The organism is Streptomyces sp. NPDC028907, assembly GCF_055564995.1.
In genome coordinates this window covers 376522-393133 of record NZ_JBVHVE010000002.1, presented here as the reverse complement: position 1 = coordinate 393133, position 16612 = coordinate 376522, and the positions used below count along the sequence as shown (strand labels likewise).

Here is a 16612-nt window from a genome sequence, read left to right as displayed (position 1 = left end):
CTCCCCTCCGGGCCGCCGCGGCCGTTCCCCGTGTGCTGAGGCTTACTTCGCCGGCTTGAAGGGCTCCGACGTGGCGTGGATGTCCTTCGTCTCCAGCGGCTCATCGGTGGCGTGGATGTCCCCCTGGGTGGTGGCGCCCCCGTCCGCCGTCTTCGTGTCGGCGGTCGCGGCCTCGACGGGCTCCGAGGTGGCGTGGATGTCGTCCAACTTGACGACCTGCTCGTCACTCATGATCGCTGCTCTCCACTGGTCTTGTCGGTCAGTCGGTTGGCAAGGCCCGTCCGGTCACTCCCCCGAGGGTGGCCGGACGGGCCTTTGGGCCGCTCACCTTAAACCGCGGGCGTTCGGCCCTCTTCCCCGACCCGTCTGCCCCCCGACGCGACGGATCGACTGCCTAGAGGATGTATGGCGGCGATAAACGAACGATGAACGCCACGACGGCCCCTCTCCGGCAGGCCCTCTCAGGCCGCCTGGACGGGATCCAGCAGCTCCCGCACGGCGGCGGCCTCCGGCGAGCCCAACTCCTCGTAGATGGAGACCGCTTCCTCCCAGCAGACCCGGGCGCGCCCCGTGTGGCCGACGGCGGCCAGGGCGCGGCCGAGCACGGTCAGGACGTTGCCGCGCCGCCATTCCCCGCCGATGCCGCGCAGCACGGTCAGCGCCATCTCGGCGTTCGCCGCCGCCTGGGCGTAGCGTCGCGCGGCGATGTCGACCTCCGCCAGCCGGAACAGGGTCATGCCCTCCCACAGCCGCTGCCGGCTGTCGCGGAAGACTTCGAGGGCCTCCAGGAGCCGGTCGGCCGCGGGAGCGAGCTGCCCGCTCTGGGTGAGCGCCATGCCCAGCGCGTAGCGGCCGTTCGCGCCGCGCATGGAGTTGCCCATGGCGTCGTAGATCTCCATGCCCTCCTGGGCGAGGGACACGGCGCTCTGGGTGCGGCCGGTCGCCAGGTGGATGCGGGAGAGGTTGCACAGCGCGCTGGCCTCGCCCGGGCGGTCGGCCAGCGTCCGGAAGTGCCCGATGGCCTGGGAGAGGTGCTCCTCGCCGTCCGCGTTGCGCCCCTGGTAGAGGGCGATGACCCCGCGCGCGTTGTGCGCCCAGCACACCGGCAGCAGGTCGTCGGCCCGGTGGGCCTGGCTGATGACCCGCTCGGCCTCCTCGTCGGCCATGTCGAACCGGCCGCTGTCCAGGTGCGCGTGGGACAGGGTCATCAGCGCACGGGCCTCGACCTGTTCCACGCCGGCCTCGCGGGCGGCCTCCATCAGGGTGCGTGCGGTGGCCTCGTACTCCTTGGAGTTGGCGCCCGACTCCGAGAGGTCGACGGCGGCCCACAGCAGGTCGACGGCGCGCCGCAGGGCCTGCGGGCGGTCGGCGCACTGGCGGGCGAAGGGCAGCAGACAGTTGGCCTCGGTGTAGAGCCAGTCCCGGGCGCCCTTGCGGTCCGCGAAGGTCAGCCCGGGATGGGTGGTGCCCGCCAGATGGTCCACCAGCCGGTCGCCGGGCCGCTCGGTCGCGTACACCTCCGCCGCCGTGGCCAGATAGAAGTCCAGCAGCCGCGACATCGCCGCCGCACGCTCACCCGGCGGCTGTTCGTCCCGCTCCGCGCACGCACGCGCGTAGAGCCGGACCAGATCGTGGTACCGATAGCGCCCCGGCGCCGCCGACTCCAGCAGCGAGGTGTCGACGAGGGACTCCAGCAGGTCCTCCGTGTCCTCCGGCGGCAGATCCAGTACGGCGGCGGCAGCGGCCAGCGAGATGTCCGGGCCGTCGGCCAGGCCCAGCAGCCGGAACGCCCGGGCCTGGGTGGGCTCCAGGGCGCCGTAGCCGAGCTCGAAGGTCGCCTTCACCGCCAGGTCGCCGGCCTGCAGCTCGTCGAGCCGGCGCCGCTCGTCGGCCAGCTTGGCGGCGAGCACGGACACGGTCCAGGTGCGGCGCGCCGCCAGCCGGGACGCCGCGATACGGATCGCCAGCGGCAGGAAACCGCAGGCCGCGACCACGTCCAGGGCGGCCTCCCGCTCGGACGTCACCCGCTCCTCGCCCACGATCTTCGTGAACAGGGACAGCGCCTCGTCCGGGGACATCACGTCCAGGTCGACCAGATGGGCGCCCGCGAGGTCCACCATTCGCACCCGGGACGTCACCAGCGCCGCGCAGCCCTCCATGCCCGGCAGCAGCGGACGTACCTGGGCGGCGTCCTTGGCGTTGTCCAGCAGCACCAGGACCCGGCGGCCGTCCAGCACCGAGCGGTACAGCGCCGCCCGCTCCTCCAGCGAGTCCGGGATCGCCGAGTCGGCCGTGCCGAGGGCGCGCAGGAACGAGCCCAGCACCGTCTCCGGTTCGGCCGCCCGCGGGCCCGCGCCCTGGAGGTCGACGTAGAGCTGTCCGTCGGGGAAGGCCGAGCGTGCCTGGTGCGCGACGTGCACGGCGAGGGTCGTCTTGCCGACGCCGCCGATGCCGGCCAGCGCGGACACCGCCATCACCCGGCCCTCGGCCGTGGCGAGGACCTCGCTGAGCTCGGAGACGAAGGCGGAACGGCCGGTGAAGTCGGGCACCGTCGCCGGGAGCTGGGCGGGCCGCACCGGCACCACCGCCGGCTCGGCCACCGGGGCCGACGGCTGCGCGAGGCCGGGGTCGGCCTGGAGGATCCGCTGCTGGAGCTCCTTCAGGCCCGGGCGCGGGTCGACGCCCAGCTCGTCGGCCAGCAGGCGCCGCGTGTCCGCGTACACCGCCAGCGCCTCCGCCTGCCGGCCGCTGCGGTACAGCGCCAGCATCAGCAGCTCCCGCAGCCGCTCCCGCAGGGGGTGCGCCGCGGTGAGCGCCGTCAGCTCCGAGACCGCCTCCGCGTGGCAGCCCAGCTCCAGGTCCATGTCGAGGCGCGACTCCTGCAACTGCAGCCGCCACTCCTCCAGCCGGACCCGCTGGGCCTCCGCGTACGGCCCCGGGACGCCCGCCAGCACCTCGCCGGCCCACAGCGACAGCGCCTGCCCGAGCACCTCGCACGCATGGCACAGGTCCCCGGCGTTCTTCGCCTTCTCCGCCTCCGCCGCCAGCTCCTGGGCGACGGCCAGGTCCAGCGCGCCGTCGTCCAGACCCCGTACGGCATAGCCGCCCGACTCGCTCACCAGGACCCCGGGGTCCAGCACCTTCCGCAGCCGCGAGGCGTACGTCCGGACCGCCGCCAGCGCCTGCGAGGGCGGCTCCTCGCCCCACAGGGCGTCGATCAGCTCCGCCGCGGTCGCCGTACGGCCCTCGCGCAGCAGCAGGGCCGCGAGCAGGGCGCGTTGCTGGGGGGAGCCGGTGGGGAGCTGTTCCTCGCCGCGCCACGCGCGTACCGGACCGAGCACACCGAAGCGCAGCGCCGCCGTCGGCTCCGCCGCCGAGAAGCCGTGCCCCCTCTGCTCCGGCACTCGCGGTACCCCGTCCATCCGTCTCCCCTAGGCAGCTGCACGCACCGGACCCCGCTCGGCTCGGCCAGGAGAAACCGATCCTCCCAGCCGGGCTGATCCGACCGACAGGGTCCGGACCCGTTTACATCCCCGCCAGTTTGCCTTGTTCCGTTCGATGCGTCAGCTGTGGAGAGGCTGATCACAGGCAGGCGCGCGGGATATCACAAGGTCCTCACGCGGTCTCCGCACAGCGGTGGCCGCGCCCGCATAGCTGACGGCCCGTCAGATCGGCGCTACCGTGACGGACATGGACACCGAGACCGCGTTTCCGCTGATCATCTCCGTCGACGACCACACGGTCGAGCCGCCCACCGTCTGGCAGGACCGGCTTCCGAAGAAGCACCTCGACACCGGACCGCGCATCGTCCGCGCGCCACTGAAGGAAATGACCTTCCTCGGCGGCCGCTTCAAGCCCGTCATGGGCCGGCCCGGCGACGACGGGCCCGTCGGCGACTGGTGGGTGTACGAGGACCTGCACCGGCCGATCACCCGTCTCGACACGGCCGTCGGCTACAGCAGGGACGAGATCAAGCTGGAGGTCATCACCTACGAGCAGATGCGCCCGGGGTCGTACGACGTCCCGGCCCGCCTCGCCGACATGGACGTCAACCACGTCCAGTCAGCCCTCTGCTTCCCGACCTTCCCCCGCTTCTGCGGCCAGACCTTCACCGAGGCCGCCGACCACGAGCTGGGTCTGCTGTGCGTCCAGGCCTACAACGACTGGATGGTGGAGGAGTGGTGCGGGCCGGCGGCCCGAGGGCGGCTCATACCGCTCACCCTCATCCCCCTCTGGGACGCCGAACTCGCCGCCGCCGAGGTCCGCCGCAACGCCGCCCGGGGCGTGCGCGCCGTCGCCTTCTCCGAGATACCCCCGCACCTCGGGCTCCCCTCCGTCCACACCGACGACTGGGACCCCTTCCTCGCCGCCTGCGACGAGACCGGCACGGTCGTCGCCATGCACATCGGCTCCTCCAGCCGGATGCCCTCCACCTCCGCCGACGCCCCGCCCGCCGTCGGCTCCACCATCACCTTCGCCAACTGCTGCTTCTCGATGGTCGACTGGCTGATGAGCGGCAAGTTCGAACGCTTCCCCAACCTCAAGGTCATGTACGCCGAGGGCCAGATCGGCTGGATCCCGTACATCCTGGAGCGCGCCGACGTGGTGTGGGAGGAGAACCGGGGCTGGGGCGGGGTCGCCGACAAGGTGCACCGGCCGCCGTCCGAGCTGTTCGCCGACCACGTCTACGGCTGCTTCTTCGACGACGCCTTCGGACTCAGGAACCTGGACGCGATCGGCGTCGGCAACGTCCTGTACGAGACCGACTACCCCCACTCCGACTCCACCTGGCCGAAGTCCCGCGAGGTCGGCGAGGCCCAGATGGGCCACCTCGACCCGGACGTCGTGGAGCGGATCGTGCGCGGCAACGCCATCGATCTGCTGGGGCTGACGCCGGACGGGCTGTGGGCCCCGGGAGGCGGCCGTTGATCGTAAACAACCGGTCCTGAACGGAACCCCGACCGCGTACACGCCATCTTCCCCACCGAGGAGCGAAGCACCTCGTACATGAACATTAAGCACATATCACTCTTCGGTCGGGGCAATCATGGCTCTACAGCACGCGCAGGTCACCGTCGTCGTCATCGGGTACGACGACGCCGCCCATGTGGCGGACGCGGTGCGTTCGGCGCTCGCGCAGGGGCCGGCCGTCCGGGAGGTGATCGCGGTCGACGACTGTTCGTCGGACGGCAGCGTGCCGCTGCTGGAAGGGCTGGCCGCCGAGGAACCGCGCCTGAAGGTGATCCGGCGACCGGTCAACAGCGGCGGCTGCGGCACCCCGCGCAACGACGGGCTGAACGCGGCGGCCTCGCCCTATGTGATGTTCCTGGACAGCGACGACGTGCTGCCGCTGGGTGCCGTCGACGCGCTGCTGGAGGCGGCCGTGGGGCACCAGGCGCCGGTCGCCGCCGGCCTGTGCCTGCGCAAGGAGCTGCCGTCCGGGCGCGAGACACCCTGGCAGCACGAGCTGTACACCGCGCGCACGCTGGTCGCCCACCCCGCCCGGCGGGTGAGTCTGGTCCGTGACACGCTCAGCGTCAACAAGCTCTACCGCACCGACTTCCTGCGCGCCCATCGCATCAGCTTCCCCGAAGGCCGTTTCCCCTACGAGGACTTCGTCTTCACCGCCCGCGTGCTGGCCGCCGGCCCGAGCATCGCGCTGGTCCCGGAACCGGTGTACCTCTGGCACGTGCGCCGGTCGGCGTCCCGGCTGTCCATCTCCCTCGACCGCGCGAACATCGCCAACTGGCGGGCCCGGATCGAGGCCGACCGGATGTCGTACGACATCCTGCTGGCCGCCGGGGAGAAGCGGCTGGCGCGGGCGACGCGGGCCCGCTTCCTCGACCACTCGCTGCGGATGTACGCGCGCGAGCTGCAGCTGCGCGGCGCCGACTACCGGCGCGAGTGGTGGGCCCTCACCCGCGCCTACCTGGGCTCCTTCGACGAGGGCGACCTCACGGCGGCGCCCACGCCCGGCCGGATCGTCGCCCGCGTGATCCTCGCCGCCGAGGAGCCGCGCGACCTGGACCGGCTGCGGGAGGTCGCGGCCCGCCCGGCACGGCTGAACCCGCCGTACGCGCGCGCGGACGACGGTTCCCCCATCTGGTCCGCCGACCTGCCCCAGGCGGAGCTGGACCGGCTCCTCCTGCGTCCCGCGCACCGGCTGCCCGCCGCCGTCGACGCCGAACTGCGGCCACGCGCGCGGGGGACGGTGCTCCGGCTGCGTCTGCACGAGATGTACGGGCGGATGGCGGCCGCCGGGCCTGAGAGCGTGGAGGCGGAGTTCGTGGAGCGGGACACCGGCCGCCCGGCGTCCTCCCAGAGGGGGCTCCTCGTGGCCGACCCGGACTCCGAGACCTGGTCGGCCGAGTTCCCGGTGGACCTGGCGGCGTTGGGCGGCGGCACCTGGGACCTCAGGCTACGGCTGCGTTTCGAGGACGGCTCCCGTCGGGAGACCACCGCCCACGCGCTCGCGGGCGCCGGACTGCTGAGCCGGCGCGCCGTGCCGAGCCTGCGGTACGCCGTGCTGCTGGTGCAGCCGTACGCCACCCACTCGGGGGCGCTCGCGGTCCGCCTCGCGCCCGGCCTGAGCGGAGTGGCGGATGTCGTACGGCGCCGCCTCAAGCGCTTCTTCCGCTGATACCCGAGCCGCATCTCACTGCCTGGTGCGGCGTCGCGGACACGACCGCGTCGGCCGTGGGCGGGCTGGACCGCTCTCGCTACCTCTCCAGGAAGCTGAACAGCGCTTCCCACCGCCCCGCGATCTCGTCCGCCCCGTACCTGCGGATGTTCTTCCGCGCCGCGTCGCCCATCCGGTCCCGCAGTGTCGCGTCGGACATCAACAGGTCCAGCTTGCGGGCGAGTTCGCCGGTGTTGCCGGGCCTGGCGAGGAGTCCGTCCTCGCCGTCCTGGATGATCTCGTGGACGCCGGGGGCGCAGTCGAAGGCGGCGCAGGGGACGCCCATGGCCATGGCCTCCATGAGGGCGAGCGGGAAGCCCTCGCCCCTGGAGGACAGCGCGAACACCGAGGCGTCCCGCAGCGCGCCCGGCACGTCGCTCGTGCGGCCCATCCAGCGCACCGAGTCGTCGAGGCCCAGGGCGGTGCAGTGCTTCCGGAGGATCTCCTCGTCCTCGCCGGAGCCGTAGATCTGCAGCACCCAGCCGGGGTGGCGGGGAGCCACCTCCGCCCAGGTGTCGAGGAGCATGTCCACGCCCTTCTCGTCACTGAGCCGGCCGATGCTGATCACGGCCTTCTCGGTGCGCGGTGACGGCACCTCCGGCAGCCAGGGCACGGCGTTCGGCAGGAACGAGGCGTTGTCGAGGCCCGCGCCGATCCACAGGTCGGCGTCCTCGCGGGTGAGGACGAGCATGCGGTCGGCGTCCCGGTAGTGCCTGAGGACACGCTGGAAGCGCGAGGACCGCTTCGCGGTCTCGAACGACTCGTGACTCATCCCGACGACGGTCAGACCGGTGGTGTCGGCGAGCTTCACCCACTCCATCGCCCACACCTGGGTCACGATGACGACCCCGCCGGGCCGCGCGGCACGGAAGAGGTCCGTCAGCACGGCCGCCTTCGCCCGCATGCTCGCGTCCCGCGCCCGGCCGGGGGCGGGTGGCTGGCCGTCGTACAACCGCGTGGTGGGGTACGGGAGTTCGCCGAGGTCGTGCGGGTTCTCGGGGGTGGTGACACCGATGACGTGGACACGATGGCCGCGCTCGGTGAAAAGCCGGGCCATCTGATGGGACCAACTGGTCACACCGCCCATCTCGTCCACACTGTTGGAGACCAGGAAGACGTCCCGCCCCCTCGTGCCTTCGGTCACTTTGCCTTCCTCCAGTCGGTGAAGAACTCCTCGACGACGCGCTGCGCGGCGGTGCCCTTGTCGTACTCGCCGAAGTCGGCCACGAACCGCTCCCGTGCCGCCGCGTACTTGACCGTCTGCTCCTCCAGCGACGAGGCGGCCAGCACGGAGTGCAGCTCCTCCTCCGTGCGGACGACCGGACCCGGAGCCCGTTCCAGCAGGTCGAAATAGGTGCCGCGGCCCTCGTGCACGTACTCCTCGTAGTCGTACGGGAAGAAGAGCATCGGGCGGTCCAGCAGCGCGTAGTCGAACATCACCGACGAGTAGTCCGTCATCAGGGCGTCGGCCAGTGCGAGCAGTGGCGTCACGTCGTGGTGGTCCGACACGTCGACGACCCGGCCCCGTACGGACGGCGGGAGCACGACGTGGTTGAGGTAGTGCGCGCGGACGAGCAGGACGTACTCGTCGCCGAACTCCTCCGCGAACCGTTCCACGTCGAAGGGCAGCGCGAAACGGCGCCCGCCCTGCTGACGGAAGGTGGGTGCGTACAGCAGCACCTTCCTGTCGGCCGGAATCCCCAGTTCCGCGGCCAGCGGCGGGCGTTCGGCCGTCTCCCGGGCGCGCGCGAGCGCGTCGTTGCGCGGGTAGCCCGTCCGCAGCAGCGTCTTCTCCCGCAGCCGGAAGGCCTTGGCGAGGGTGCGCACGTCGTGCTCCGAGCGGACCAGGAAGTGGTCGAAACGGTCCAGGCTGCGCTGCTGTTCCGCCTGCTCGGCGCGGGACTTGAGCTTCCAGCCGGGTTCGTCGAAACCCATCCGTTTCAGCGCGGAGCCGTGCCAGGTCTGGATGTACGTCGTCCCGGGGCGCTTGGTCAGCTTCAGCGGATAGCTCTGGTTGTCGATCCAGAACTCGGCGCGGGCCAGCGCCCGCAGGTACGGCAGCGACCAGCGGCGCACCAGCGTGGCGTCGGCGGGGAAGCCCTGCGGTCGGCCCGTGTACGACCACACCGCCTCGAAGTCGATCCCCTGCCGGCGCATCTCCTCGTAGATCGCCCGCGGACTGTCGCTGTACTGCCGGCCCAGATGGCTCTCGAAGACGACCAGGCGCCTGTGCACCGGCATCCGCAGGAAGACGTCGCGATACAGACGGAGCTTGGTGTCCCCGGAGGTCGCCTTCTTCCGCAGGGCCTTCGCCTTGCGGTACCCGGCCTTCGCGAGGCGGCCCGGGGCGCCCCGCAGGCCGCGGGTGACGAGGACGTTGGCCTTCTTGTCGGGGACGAGCCGGAAGGCGAGGTGGCCGCGGGCGGAGACCTGGGGCTCGATCCGGTCGGCGACCAGCCGGGTGAGGCGGGGGCGCACCGGCACCTCGCCGGTCGCCAGGCCGGGGCCGGCCGCGGTGAGCCGGGTCGTCGTGCGCTCTTTGTCGACGTCCAGGTGGAGGCGTACGTCCCAGACGGCGTCCACGACACCGAGCGGGCGCAGCCCCTTCGACAGGTCCGCAGCGGCCTCCCAGGACACATACGCCCCCTCGTGCCGCAGCGTCGGCACCGGGAAGCGGAAGGTCTGGAAGCGCACGCCCGGCCGGCGGGCGTAGAACTCCAGCTCGGCGGTCAGCCGGGCCGTGGGCGGCACGACGCCGAGCGGGTTGGTGACGCGGCCCGCGAGCCGGACGACACCGCTCGACTCCTCCCGTCGGTACTCGGTCAGCTCGTTGCGCAGGAACAGCTTCCCGACCGGCCGGGCGTGATAGCCGAGCTCGGTGACGTCCAGGACCCGGCGGGCGAGTGGGTCCTCGTCGATGTGCTCGGCGCACCAGTAGACCCGCCCGTCCCTCTCGGCGAGCGGCGCGGAGACCTTGTCGCGGTTGGTGAGCGTGTCCACGGCGGGCAGCAGGTTGTCCCAGTCGCTCATCCGGAGGAGGTAGGCGCAGACCGCGTGGACGGGCTCGACCTCGTCGTACGCGGCCGGGTCGATCGACGTCAGGTAGGGGCGGGCGAGGGCGGCGAACTCCTGGCGGTAGACGGCGTCCCGGAAGGGCAGGTCGCGCAGGTGCAGGACCAGGTCGTGCTTGAGGAACTTGACGTCCTTGCGGAACTTCAGCTCGGTCAGGCCCTGGTCGGCGAGCAGCCGGTCGACCCGGCGGTGCATCTCCATGCGGTGCGCGAAGTTGGCGATCTCGGCCCGGCGGTTGCTGATCGACTTGGCGTCGGTCTTCTCGACCACGTTCCAGTCGTAGACCCGGTTCGGTATGAGCGTGATGCGGCGGGCCGCGGTGTACGCCTGAGCGGAGAACAGCAGGTCCTCGTAGTGGATGCCGACGGGGAAGTCCAGGCCGCTGTCGACCAGGAACTGCCGCCGGTAGCACTTGTTGGTCGAGAGGGTGTCGTAGACCAGCAGGTCAGGCAGTTCGGCGACCGAGTCGAGGGTGCGGGTGCGGGCGTACAGCCACGGGTACCACTTGACCTCCTTGCGGTGGCGCGAGTCGACGTGGACGCGCACGCACATGCCGGAGACCAGGTCGGCGCCGGTGGTCTCGGCCGCCTCCAGGAAGTTGCGGCAGGCGTTGCGCTCCAGGACGTCGTCGCTGTCGAGGAAGAGGACATAGTCGCCGCGGGCCTTCAGGAGGCCGTGGTTGCGCGGCGCGCCGCAGCCGCCGCTGTTCTCGGGGAGCCGGTACGCCCGCACGCGGTCGGGGTGCTCGGCGGCGAGACGGCGTGAAACCTCGTACGAGCCGTCCGTGCTGTGGTCGTCGACGATCACGACCTCGACGCCCCGCAGGGTCTGCCCCAGCACCGAGCGCACGGCTGTGGGCAGCCTGGCCTCGTCGTTGTAGACGATCACGACGACGGACATGGCGATGCCCGGTACGGCCATGTCCGGTATGGCGACGTCGGATATGGCGGATCGCTGATCCACGTCCACATTCACCCCATTCATCACTGCTGCTGCCCTCTGGAAGCGATGATGCGCTTGAGGGCCACTTGGGTAGATGTCGCGGGCGGCGTGCCGGTTGCCTCGGCGGCCCGGCCCCCTTGTCTGACGACCCGTCAGCTACGACTATGGCGACTACGCAGTCCGCGCCGGTCCACATGCCGGACACCGCCACCAGAGGGGGCACCAATGCCAGCTCTGCCGCCGGAAGGGCGTCTCGCCTACGGCATCCAGCTTCCCGTCCAGTCCCAGAGCACGATCTACGCCGAACCCTGGGAGGCCGCCGCCGGCCCCGACGACCTGCTCGCCGTCGCCCGCGCCGCCGACCGCGCGGGCTTCGCGTACATCGCGAGCTGCGACCACGTCGCCATCCCGCGCCGCCTCGCCCCCGCGATGAGCACGGTCTGGTACGACCCGGTCGCGACCCTCGCCCATCTCGCGGCGGTCACCGAACGGGTACGGCTGCTCAGCCACGTCGCCGTCGTCGGCCTGCGCCATCCCCTGCTCACGGCCAAGCAGTACGCCACCCTCGACCACCTCAGCGGCGGCCGGCTGATCCTCGGGGTCGGAGCGGGCCATGTGCGCGAGGAGTTCGAGGCCCTGGGGGTCGACTTCGAGCGGCGCGGGCCCGTCCTCGACGAGTCGATCGACGCGCTGCGCGCCGCCCTCGGCCCCGACGAGTTCCCCGAACACCACGGCAAGCTCTACGACTTCGAGGGCCTCGGCCAGCTCCCCCGCCCCACCCAGGAACACGTCCCGGTCTGGGTCGGCGGCTCCTCCCCGGCCGCCGTACGCCGAGCCGCCCTCAAGGGGGACGGGTGGCTGCCGCAGGGGGATCCGCGGGAGCGGTTGCCTGAGCAGATCGCTCGGATCCGCCGCCTGCGGGAAGAGTCCGGCATCGAGGGCCCGTTCACGGTGGGCGCCATAGTCGAACCCCTGTACGTGGGCGAGCCCGGCTGGGACACAGGGCGCCGGACCCTGTCGGGCGAGGCGGAGCAACTGGCCGAGTCGCTCCGCGCCTACCGGGCGATGGGGGTGGACCAGATACAGGTGCGGTTCCGCAGTCGGAGCCGGAGCGAACTGGTCGATCAGATCGGGGAGTTCGGCGAGACTGTCGCGCCCCTGCTGACGTAGGCACGTCCCTGTGTCCCACTACCTCTCCCGTCAACTTCCGTTATGGGAGCGTGGGACGTGGCTCGACACGAGGGAGAGGGCGTGGCTTCGCAGCAGGCTCGGCGGTTTCTGGACGGTTTGCACGAGAACGTCTGGCGGGGCATGGGGCTGACGCCGAGACCGCGCTCGGCCGAGGACGGTACCGAGGCGCTGACCCTCATCAGTGACCTGTTGTCGAGGCGGGAGGGCCTGATCAGCGCCGAGGACCTGGCGGAGATGCGAGCCGGGCTGCTCCGGAACGAGGAGTTACTGCTCGACCAGACCGTGAGCAAGTACGAGAACGCGCGCACGCTGCAGCTCCTCCACAAGCTGGCCGACGACATCGATCGGGTCGGCCGGGTCCTGGGGTTCCCGATGCCGCGGCGCCCGCTGCTCGGAACCCTCCCCACCGGCCGGGTGAACGTGATGACGATGCTCGTGCCCGGCACCCGGGAGCACCTGCTGCTGTTCGAGTCGGAGTTCACGGGGTTCGCCCACCTGGCCGCGAAGGCCGTGGCCGACGTGCTGCCGTACCGGCGGAGCCCGGACGGCGGAGCCTCCTTCGACCTCGAACCGGGAAGGGTCCGCGAACGGCTCGAACAGCAGCCGCAGTCGGCACGCAGGTTCGGCGAGCTGGTGCGCGCGTATCTGGAGACGGGCATGCCGTACAAAGCGCCTCAGTACACCCAGGAACCCGTGCGCAACACCTGGGCGATGATGCTCTGCGACTCCGTCGAGCTGTTCGCCCTCGGGCACGAGTACGGGCACATCCTGAAGAACCACCTCGGCCAACAGCGCCCGGCGGCCTGGCTGGGCGGCCCGGACCTGGCCGAACCGGAGGAGCTCGCCTGGAGCAGGCAGCAGGAGTTCGAGGCGGATGCCCAGGGCCTCTCACTGTCGATGGCCGCGATGCAGTCCAGGGGCTACGACCTCCCGATCGGCTTCCTGGGAGCCGACTTCTACTTCACCATGACGCACGTCATGGAGCGCGCCATCAGCATGCTGCGCCACGGCCACGACGACGTTCCGGCTGACGAGGTGCCTTCCCGGCCCTCATTGCTGAAGCGCGTGATCCGGCGCGACGGCCACAAGAAGCCCCCCGCCGATGGCGGCGCGCACCCGTCCTCCGTCCTGCGGCGCCTGGCCCTGCGCTATCTGATGACCCGTCACAACGCCCCGCAGGTAGAAACCGCGATCGGGCTCGGCATGAACATGGAGCAGGTCGTGGAGATGCTCTGGCGCGACCTGCGGCCCCGCCTCCTCGAAGCCCACCGGGCCGGAGTGCGGCCGTTGCAGCGCTGGCAGGGCTGACCACCGGTCAGGCGGTGGGGCCGTACCAGACCACGCCCACCGAGGCGACGATGAGCGCGAGGGTGACGAACGTCAGGACGATCGCCGCACGCAGGTCTCGGACCGCGCGGTGGACGCGGGCGCGTTCGGCGGCCACCAGATCGGTGATCCGCCGGACCGTCTGCTCCTCCTTCGGCAGGCCGAACGCCGAGCGGGAGGCCAGGAAGGCACCCGCGCAGGCCGCCACGACGGCCAGCAGCAGGAGCACACCGACCAGCACCCGGGCTGCCGGGGCGAGGCCGACGATCGTGTCCCGGCCGCGGATCACCGAGACCGCGGTGACCAGAGTGAGCATGGCCGCCAGCGCGGTACGCCAGTTGGCCGCAGTCTCTCGCACCGCGCGCAACTCGTCGGCGGTGTAGGCGCGAACGGCCAGGGAGAGCGCGTGGTCCTCGGAAGGGTCCGCCGGACCGGGTGTGACACGGACGGCCATCGGTCAGGCGCCCCACTCGACATGCAGGGACCAGGACGCGCCGCAACCGGTCGCACCCTCCGGTGCGCCGGGGTGCGGGACGCGGCAACCGCACGAGCCGAAGACGTCGTGCGAGCGGTTCGCCGCGGCCGCGCGGCGGGCGGCGTCACGCAGCAGGGCGCCGATCCCGGGGCGCAGGGGGTCGTCGCGGTCCATCGCGCGGTAGCTGACGAGAGGTTCGGCGTGGGCGAAGGCGTGGCCGCAGCGGGGACAGGGCCCGGCGACGAGGATGACCTCGGGGGCGGTCTCGTCGGGCTCGACCCGTACGGTGGCCGACCTCACCATGGCCGCGTTCCACTCGGCGCGGCCCTCCACGGCGTACTCGAGAACCTCGTCGGCCACGACTTCCCCCTTGCGCACGCGCTACGACCGGACCAGGTTAGCGACCCGGCGTGGTGGAGATCAGGACTCCGCAAGAAGTGCTGCGAGTACCTCCTCCGGTGCGGTGCCCCGGGTGAGAGTGAAGTCCGGCCTGATCTTCTTGAAAGCTTGAACATGTCCACGCCGGCCGACGTATGTACGGACGTACTGACGTAGACGTACGCCCGTACGCTTCGGCGGAAGGACACAATGACGTGCGCACTTCCCAGAAACTCACCGTCGCCCTCGCCTGTTCCGAGGACGTCTGGCCGCACCCCGACTGGCCTGCCCCGGACGATCCCTACGTCGGACGGGTGGTGCCCCTGGGCGTGGCGGCGGACGTCGTGATCCTCTACCACGACGACCCCGCCGCGGCCGTACGGGAACTGCCCGCCACCGACATCCCCGCGATCGTGATCAGCCCCTGCCGGGACACCGAGGCCATCGTCGAGGTGTTCCGGGGCGGGGCGGGCTATCTGGTCGAGGGCGACTACTGCACCTGCATGCTCTCCTCCGCCGTCGTGGGCGCCACCGTCGGGCACACCTACCTCTCGCCGGCGGCCTGCGCGGCCCTGCGGGAGGGGGCCCGCCGGCTGCCCACCGGCGGGGCGGCGCTGGAGCGGCTGCGGGAACTGCTCTCGCCGCGCGAACGGCAGATCATGGAGCTGCTGTCGACCGGTCTGGGCGCGCAGGAGATCGGGCTGCGATTACGGCTGAGCGAGAAGACCGTCCGCAACAACCTCAGCAACATCTACGCCAAGCTCGACGCACGCGGAAGCACGGACGCGGTCCTGCGCTGGCTGGGAGCCACACCCGTGCTTCGCACCTGAGAACCGGAAACCGGCCCGGCAACCGAACAGGCAACCGTGGATTACGGCGCCGGCACCTCCGTCAGCGGGATTTCGACGTCGGTGACGTTATCGCCGCCCTGACCGAATCCTGGTTCCGCCCTCAGGGCGCGCGTCGAGTTCTGGATGCCGGATGCTTCGGGAGTCCCGCATTTCACATTGCGCAGCCAGAGCCGGCCGTCGGGAGTTCCGTTCTTAAGGATCTGCGGATAGAAGACGTGGACGCCCGTGGAGCCCTCGCTCGGCGAGAAGAAGACCTTCTGTCCGTCCTGCGCTTCCTGGTAAGTGGCCCGCAGGAATCCGCTCACGTCGGTGCGCTTGGCGGACCACATGAAGAACCCGAGGCTGTCGGGCTGCACGGTGTCCGTCCGGCTGAACGCCAGAGTCGTCGTCTTGTCGTCACGCGTGATGTTGATCTCCGAGGTGTTGAACTTCACGCCGATCTCGAAGAAGGAGTTGCCGAGCTTGGTGTCGGCGGCGGCGGTGAATCCGTCCTCCAGCTGGACGATGCGGGTCACCGAGGCACTCACGTTGAAGGACTTCGAGGCCGTGCCGGTCGAACCGCAGTTGTCGGTGACCGCGGAGACACGCTGGTTGGGCCCGAGGTTGTCCCGCTTGAACTGGACGTCGACGAACTCGCAGTTCTCCAGCTTGTCCGAGTCCGCCGCGCAGTCGGCGGTCACCTCGGAGGCGGTGGCGGCACCCGCCGAGTTCATCAGCGGTACGGCCACCGCGAGGGCCACCAGCGGTGACAGGGCTAGGGTGACGCGCTTCTTCTTGCTCCGGTGGGCTCTGGAGCGGGCGGCGCGAGTCATGGGTTCTCCTGGTGTGGGGGGTGGCTTGTGATCAGCAGTCGGTCAGTACGGCCTTGGAGGTGCCGTCCGCGACGCCGGGGGCACCGGCCGCGCCCGGCAGGATGACGGGGCCCTCGACGACCTCCGGCGCCACGAAGTTCTGCTCGGGGGAGGGGTTGCGCGCGAAGCCGCCCGGGTCGGCGTCGACCCGCACCCGCCATTCGCCGGTCATACGCTGCATCTTCGGCGTGAACTCCATGTGCAGGACCTTGCCGACCGGCACCTCCCGCTCTTCCGTGTCCCCGGCCGTCGCCGACTTGATGGTCATGTCGAGGGTGCCCTTGTGCTTGAGCCAGGATCCGCTCAGGGCGCCGAAGAGCCCTCCGCCGCCGCCCTGCTGGGTGACGGTGTACTTGCCCTGGCCCTGAGCGGCCGTCGCCGACCAGGTGATCGACACCTTCGCCGGCTCGGTGGCGTTCGGTTCGCAGTTCGGGAAGTCGATGGAGGACTTCTCGGTCGGCCCGTCGAATGTCTCGAACTTGGTCTCCACGAAATCGCAGTTGTCGGACCCGAAGGACGGCCCGGCGATCGGGTGCCCGCCGAAATCGAAAATGTCCTGCTCTTTCCCGTTGAGCACCTCGGCCCGCTTGCACATATCCATGATCTGGTCCGGCGTCTTCTCCTCGGCGGCGTTCGCCGACGGCAGGAGTACGGCGGCCAGGGCCCCGCCGGTCACGACGGCCGATCCGACGGCCACGAACCTGATCTTCCTGTTCTTCAGTCTGCGTCTGGACATGGCGAGGATTCTGGATTCCCGTGACGCACGCGCGACAGGGTCAAACATCCCTACCTGTGGGTTCGTGAGATTCGCCTCAGCAACCGCCGGTACTTGTATCTGACGCAACGT

13 protein-coding genes are annotated in these 16612 nt (G+C 71.0%); 5 read left to right on the top strand and 8 right to left on the bottom strand.

Annotation, left to right across the window (positions count from 1 at the left end; genetic code table 11):
- Positions 1-42: 42 nt before the first annotated feature.
- Positions 43-231, bottom strand: a complete 189-nt coding sequence (locus ACZ4UU_RS06220) for a hypothetical protein (RefSeq protein ID WP_468036925.1) — start codon at positions 229-231, stop codon at positions 43-45.
- A 230-nt stretch (positions 232-461) separates the two neighbouring features.
- The gene (gene afsR / locus ACZ4UU_RS06215; protein ID WP_468036923.1) at positions 462-3422 is read right to left on the bottom strand and encodes an SARP-family global regulator AfsR; all 2961 of its coding nucleotides are present in this window, start codon (positions 3420-3422) and stop codon (positions 462-464) included.
- Positions 3423-3690: 268 nt separating this feature from the next.
- Here afsR and ACZ4UU_RS06210 point away from each other — a divergent pair, with 268 nt between their 5' ends.
- Entirely contained in the window at positions 3691-4929 is a 1239-nt protein-coding gene (locus tag ACZ4UU_RS06210) for an amidohydrolase family protein (RefSeq protein WP_468036921.1), read from the top strand.
- Between the two features lie 118 nt (positions 4930-5047).
- A complete protein-coding gene (locus tag ACZ4UU_RS06205; protein WP_468036919.1) occupies positions 5048-6640 on the top strand; it encodes a glycosyltransferase family 2 protein in 1593 nt (530 codons plus the stop codon).
- A gap of 79 nt (positions 6641-6719) precedes the next feature.
- Here the strand turns inward: ACZ4UU_RS06205 and ACZ4UU_RS06200 are convergent, their stop codons facing one another.
- Both ACZ4UU_RS06200 and ACZ4UU_RS06195 read right to left on the bottom strand, forming a co-directional pair.
- Complete coding sequence (locus tag ACZ4UU_RS06200; RefSeq protein ID WP_468037875.1) at positions 6720-7766, bottom strand: glycosyltransferase; 1047 nt, start codon at positions 7764-7766, stop codon at positions 6720-6722.
- Positions 7767-7819: 53 nt separating this feature from the next.
- Positions 7820-10672: a bifunctional glycosyltransferase/CDP-glycerol:glycerophosphate glycerophosphotransferase gene (locus tag ACZ4UU_RS06195; RefSeq protein WP_468037873.1), complete on the bottom strand. Its 2853-nt coding sequence runs from the start codon at positions 10670-10672 to the stop codon at positions 7820-7822.
- Between the two features lie 246 nt (positions 10673-10918).
- On the opposite strand from ACZ4UU_RS06195, the gene ACZ4UU_RS06190 reads away from it, so the two are divergent.
- The gene (locus ACZ4UU_RS06190) at positions 10919-11863 is read left to right on the top strand and encodes an LLM class F420-dependent oxidoreductase (RefSeq protein ID WP_468036917.1); all 945 of its coding nucleotides are present in this window, start codon (positions 10919-10921) and stop codon (positions 11861-11863) included.
- An 81-nt stretch (positions 11864-11944) separates the two neighbouring features.
- Positions 11945-13192 (top strand): hypothetical protein, encoded by a 1248-nt coding sequence (locus ACZ4UU_RS06185; RefSeq protein ID WP_468036915.1) that lies wholly within the window; start codon positions 11945-11947, stop codon positions 13190-13192.
- A gap of 7 nt (positions 13193-13199) precedes the next feature.
- On the opposite strand, the gene ACZ4UU_RS06180 is transcribed toward ACZ4UU_RS06185, so the two are convergent.
- Positions 13200-13664, bottom strand: a complete 465-nt coding sequence (locus ACZ4UU_RS06180; RefSeq protein WP_468036913.1) for a hypothetical protein — start codon at positions 13662-13664, stop codon at positions 13200-13202.
- Positions 13665-13667: 3 nt separating this feature from the next.
- Positions 13668-14045, bottom strand: a complete 378-nt coding sequence (locus ACZ4UU_RS06175) for a hypothetical protein (RefSeq protein WP_468036911.1) — start codon at positions 14043-14045, stop codon at positions 13668-13670.
- Positions 14046-14278: 233 nt separating this feature from the next.
- On the opposite strand from ACZ4UU_RS06175, the gene ACZ4UU_RS06170 reads away from it, so the two are divergent.
- Positions 14279-14893 carry a response regulator transcription factor gene (locus tag ACZ4UU_RS06170; protein ID WP_468036910.1) on the top strand — a complete coding sequence of 205 codons (615 nt, stop codon included), beginning with the start codon at positions 14279-14281 and terminating at the stop codon, positions 14891-14893.
- A 41-nt stretch (positions 14894-14934) separates the two neighbouring features.
- Here the strand turns inward: ACZ4UU_RS06170 and ACZ4UU_RS06165 are convergent, their stop codons facing one another.
- Together ACZ4UU_RS06165 and ACZ4UU_RS06160 are read right to left on the bottom strand one after the other, a co-directional pair.
- A complete protein-coding gene (locus ACZ4UU_RS06165; protein WP_468036908.1) occupies positions 14935-15726 on the bottom strand; it encodes a hypothetical protein in 792 nt (263 codons plus the stop codon).
- Positions 15727-15757: 31 nt separating this feature from the next.
- Complete coding sequence (locus ACZ4UU_RS06160) at positions 15758-16501, bottom strand: hypothetical protein (protein WP_468036906.1); 744 nt, start codon at positions 16499-16501, stop codon at positions 15758-15760.
- Positions 16502-16612 lie beyond the last annotated feature (111 nt).

What these genes read in the sequence shown, in the direction of transcription:
- afsR (WP_468036923.1), bottom strand. Translation starts at nt 3,422, where the DNA reads ATGGACGGGGTACCGCGAGTGCCGGAGCAGAGGGGGCACGGCTTCTCG.
- ACZ4UU_RS06210 (WP_468036921.1), top strand. Translation starts at nt 3,691, where the DNA reads ATGGACACCGAGACCGCGTTTCCGCTGATCATCTCCGTCGACGACCAC.
- ACZ4UU_RS06165 (WP_468036908.1), bottom strand. Translation starts at nt 15,726, where the DNA reads ATGACTCGCGCCGCCCGCTCCAGAGCCCACCGGAGCAAGAAGAAGCGC.
- ACZ4UU_RS06190 (WP_468036917.1), top strand. Translation starts at nt 10,919, where the DNA reads ATGCCAGCTCTGCCGCCGGAAGGGCGTCTCGCCTACGGCATCCAGCTT.
- ACZ4UU_RS06200 (WP_468037875.1), bottom strand. Translation starts at nt 7,766, where the DNA reads ATGGGCGGTGTGACCAGTTGGTCCCATCAGATGGCCCGGCTTTTCACC.
- ACZ4UU_RS06195 (WP_468037873.1), bottom strand. Translation starts at nt 10,672, where the DNA reads ATGGCCGTACCGGGCATCGCCATGTCCGTCGTCGTGATCGTCTACAAC.
- ACZ4UU_RS06160 (WP_468036906.1), bottom strand. Translation starts at nt 16,501, where the DNA reads ATGTCCAGACGCAGACTGAAGAACAGGAAGATCAGGTTCGTGGCCGTC.
- ACZ4UU_RS06180 (WP_468036913.1), bottom strand. Translation starts at nt 13,664, where the DNA reads ATGGCCGTCCGTGTCACACCCGGTCCGGCGGACCCTTCCGAGGACCAC.
- ACZ4UU_RS06220 (WP_468036925.1), bottom strand. Translation starts at nt 231, where the DNA reads ATGAGTGACGAGCAGGTCGTCAAGTTGGACGACATCCACGCCACCTCG.
- ACZ4UU_RS06205 (WP_468036919.1), top strand. Translation starts at nt 5,048, where the DNA reads ATGGCTCTACAGCACGCGCAGGTCACCGTCGTCGTCATCGGGTACGAC.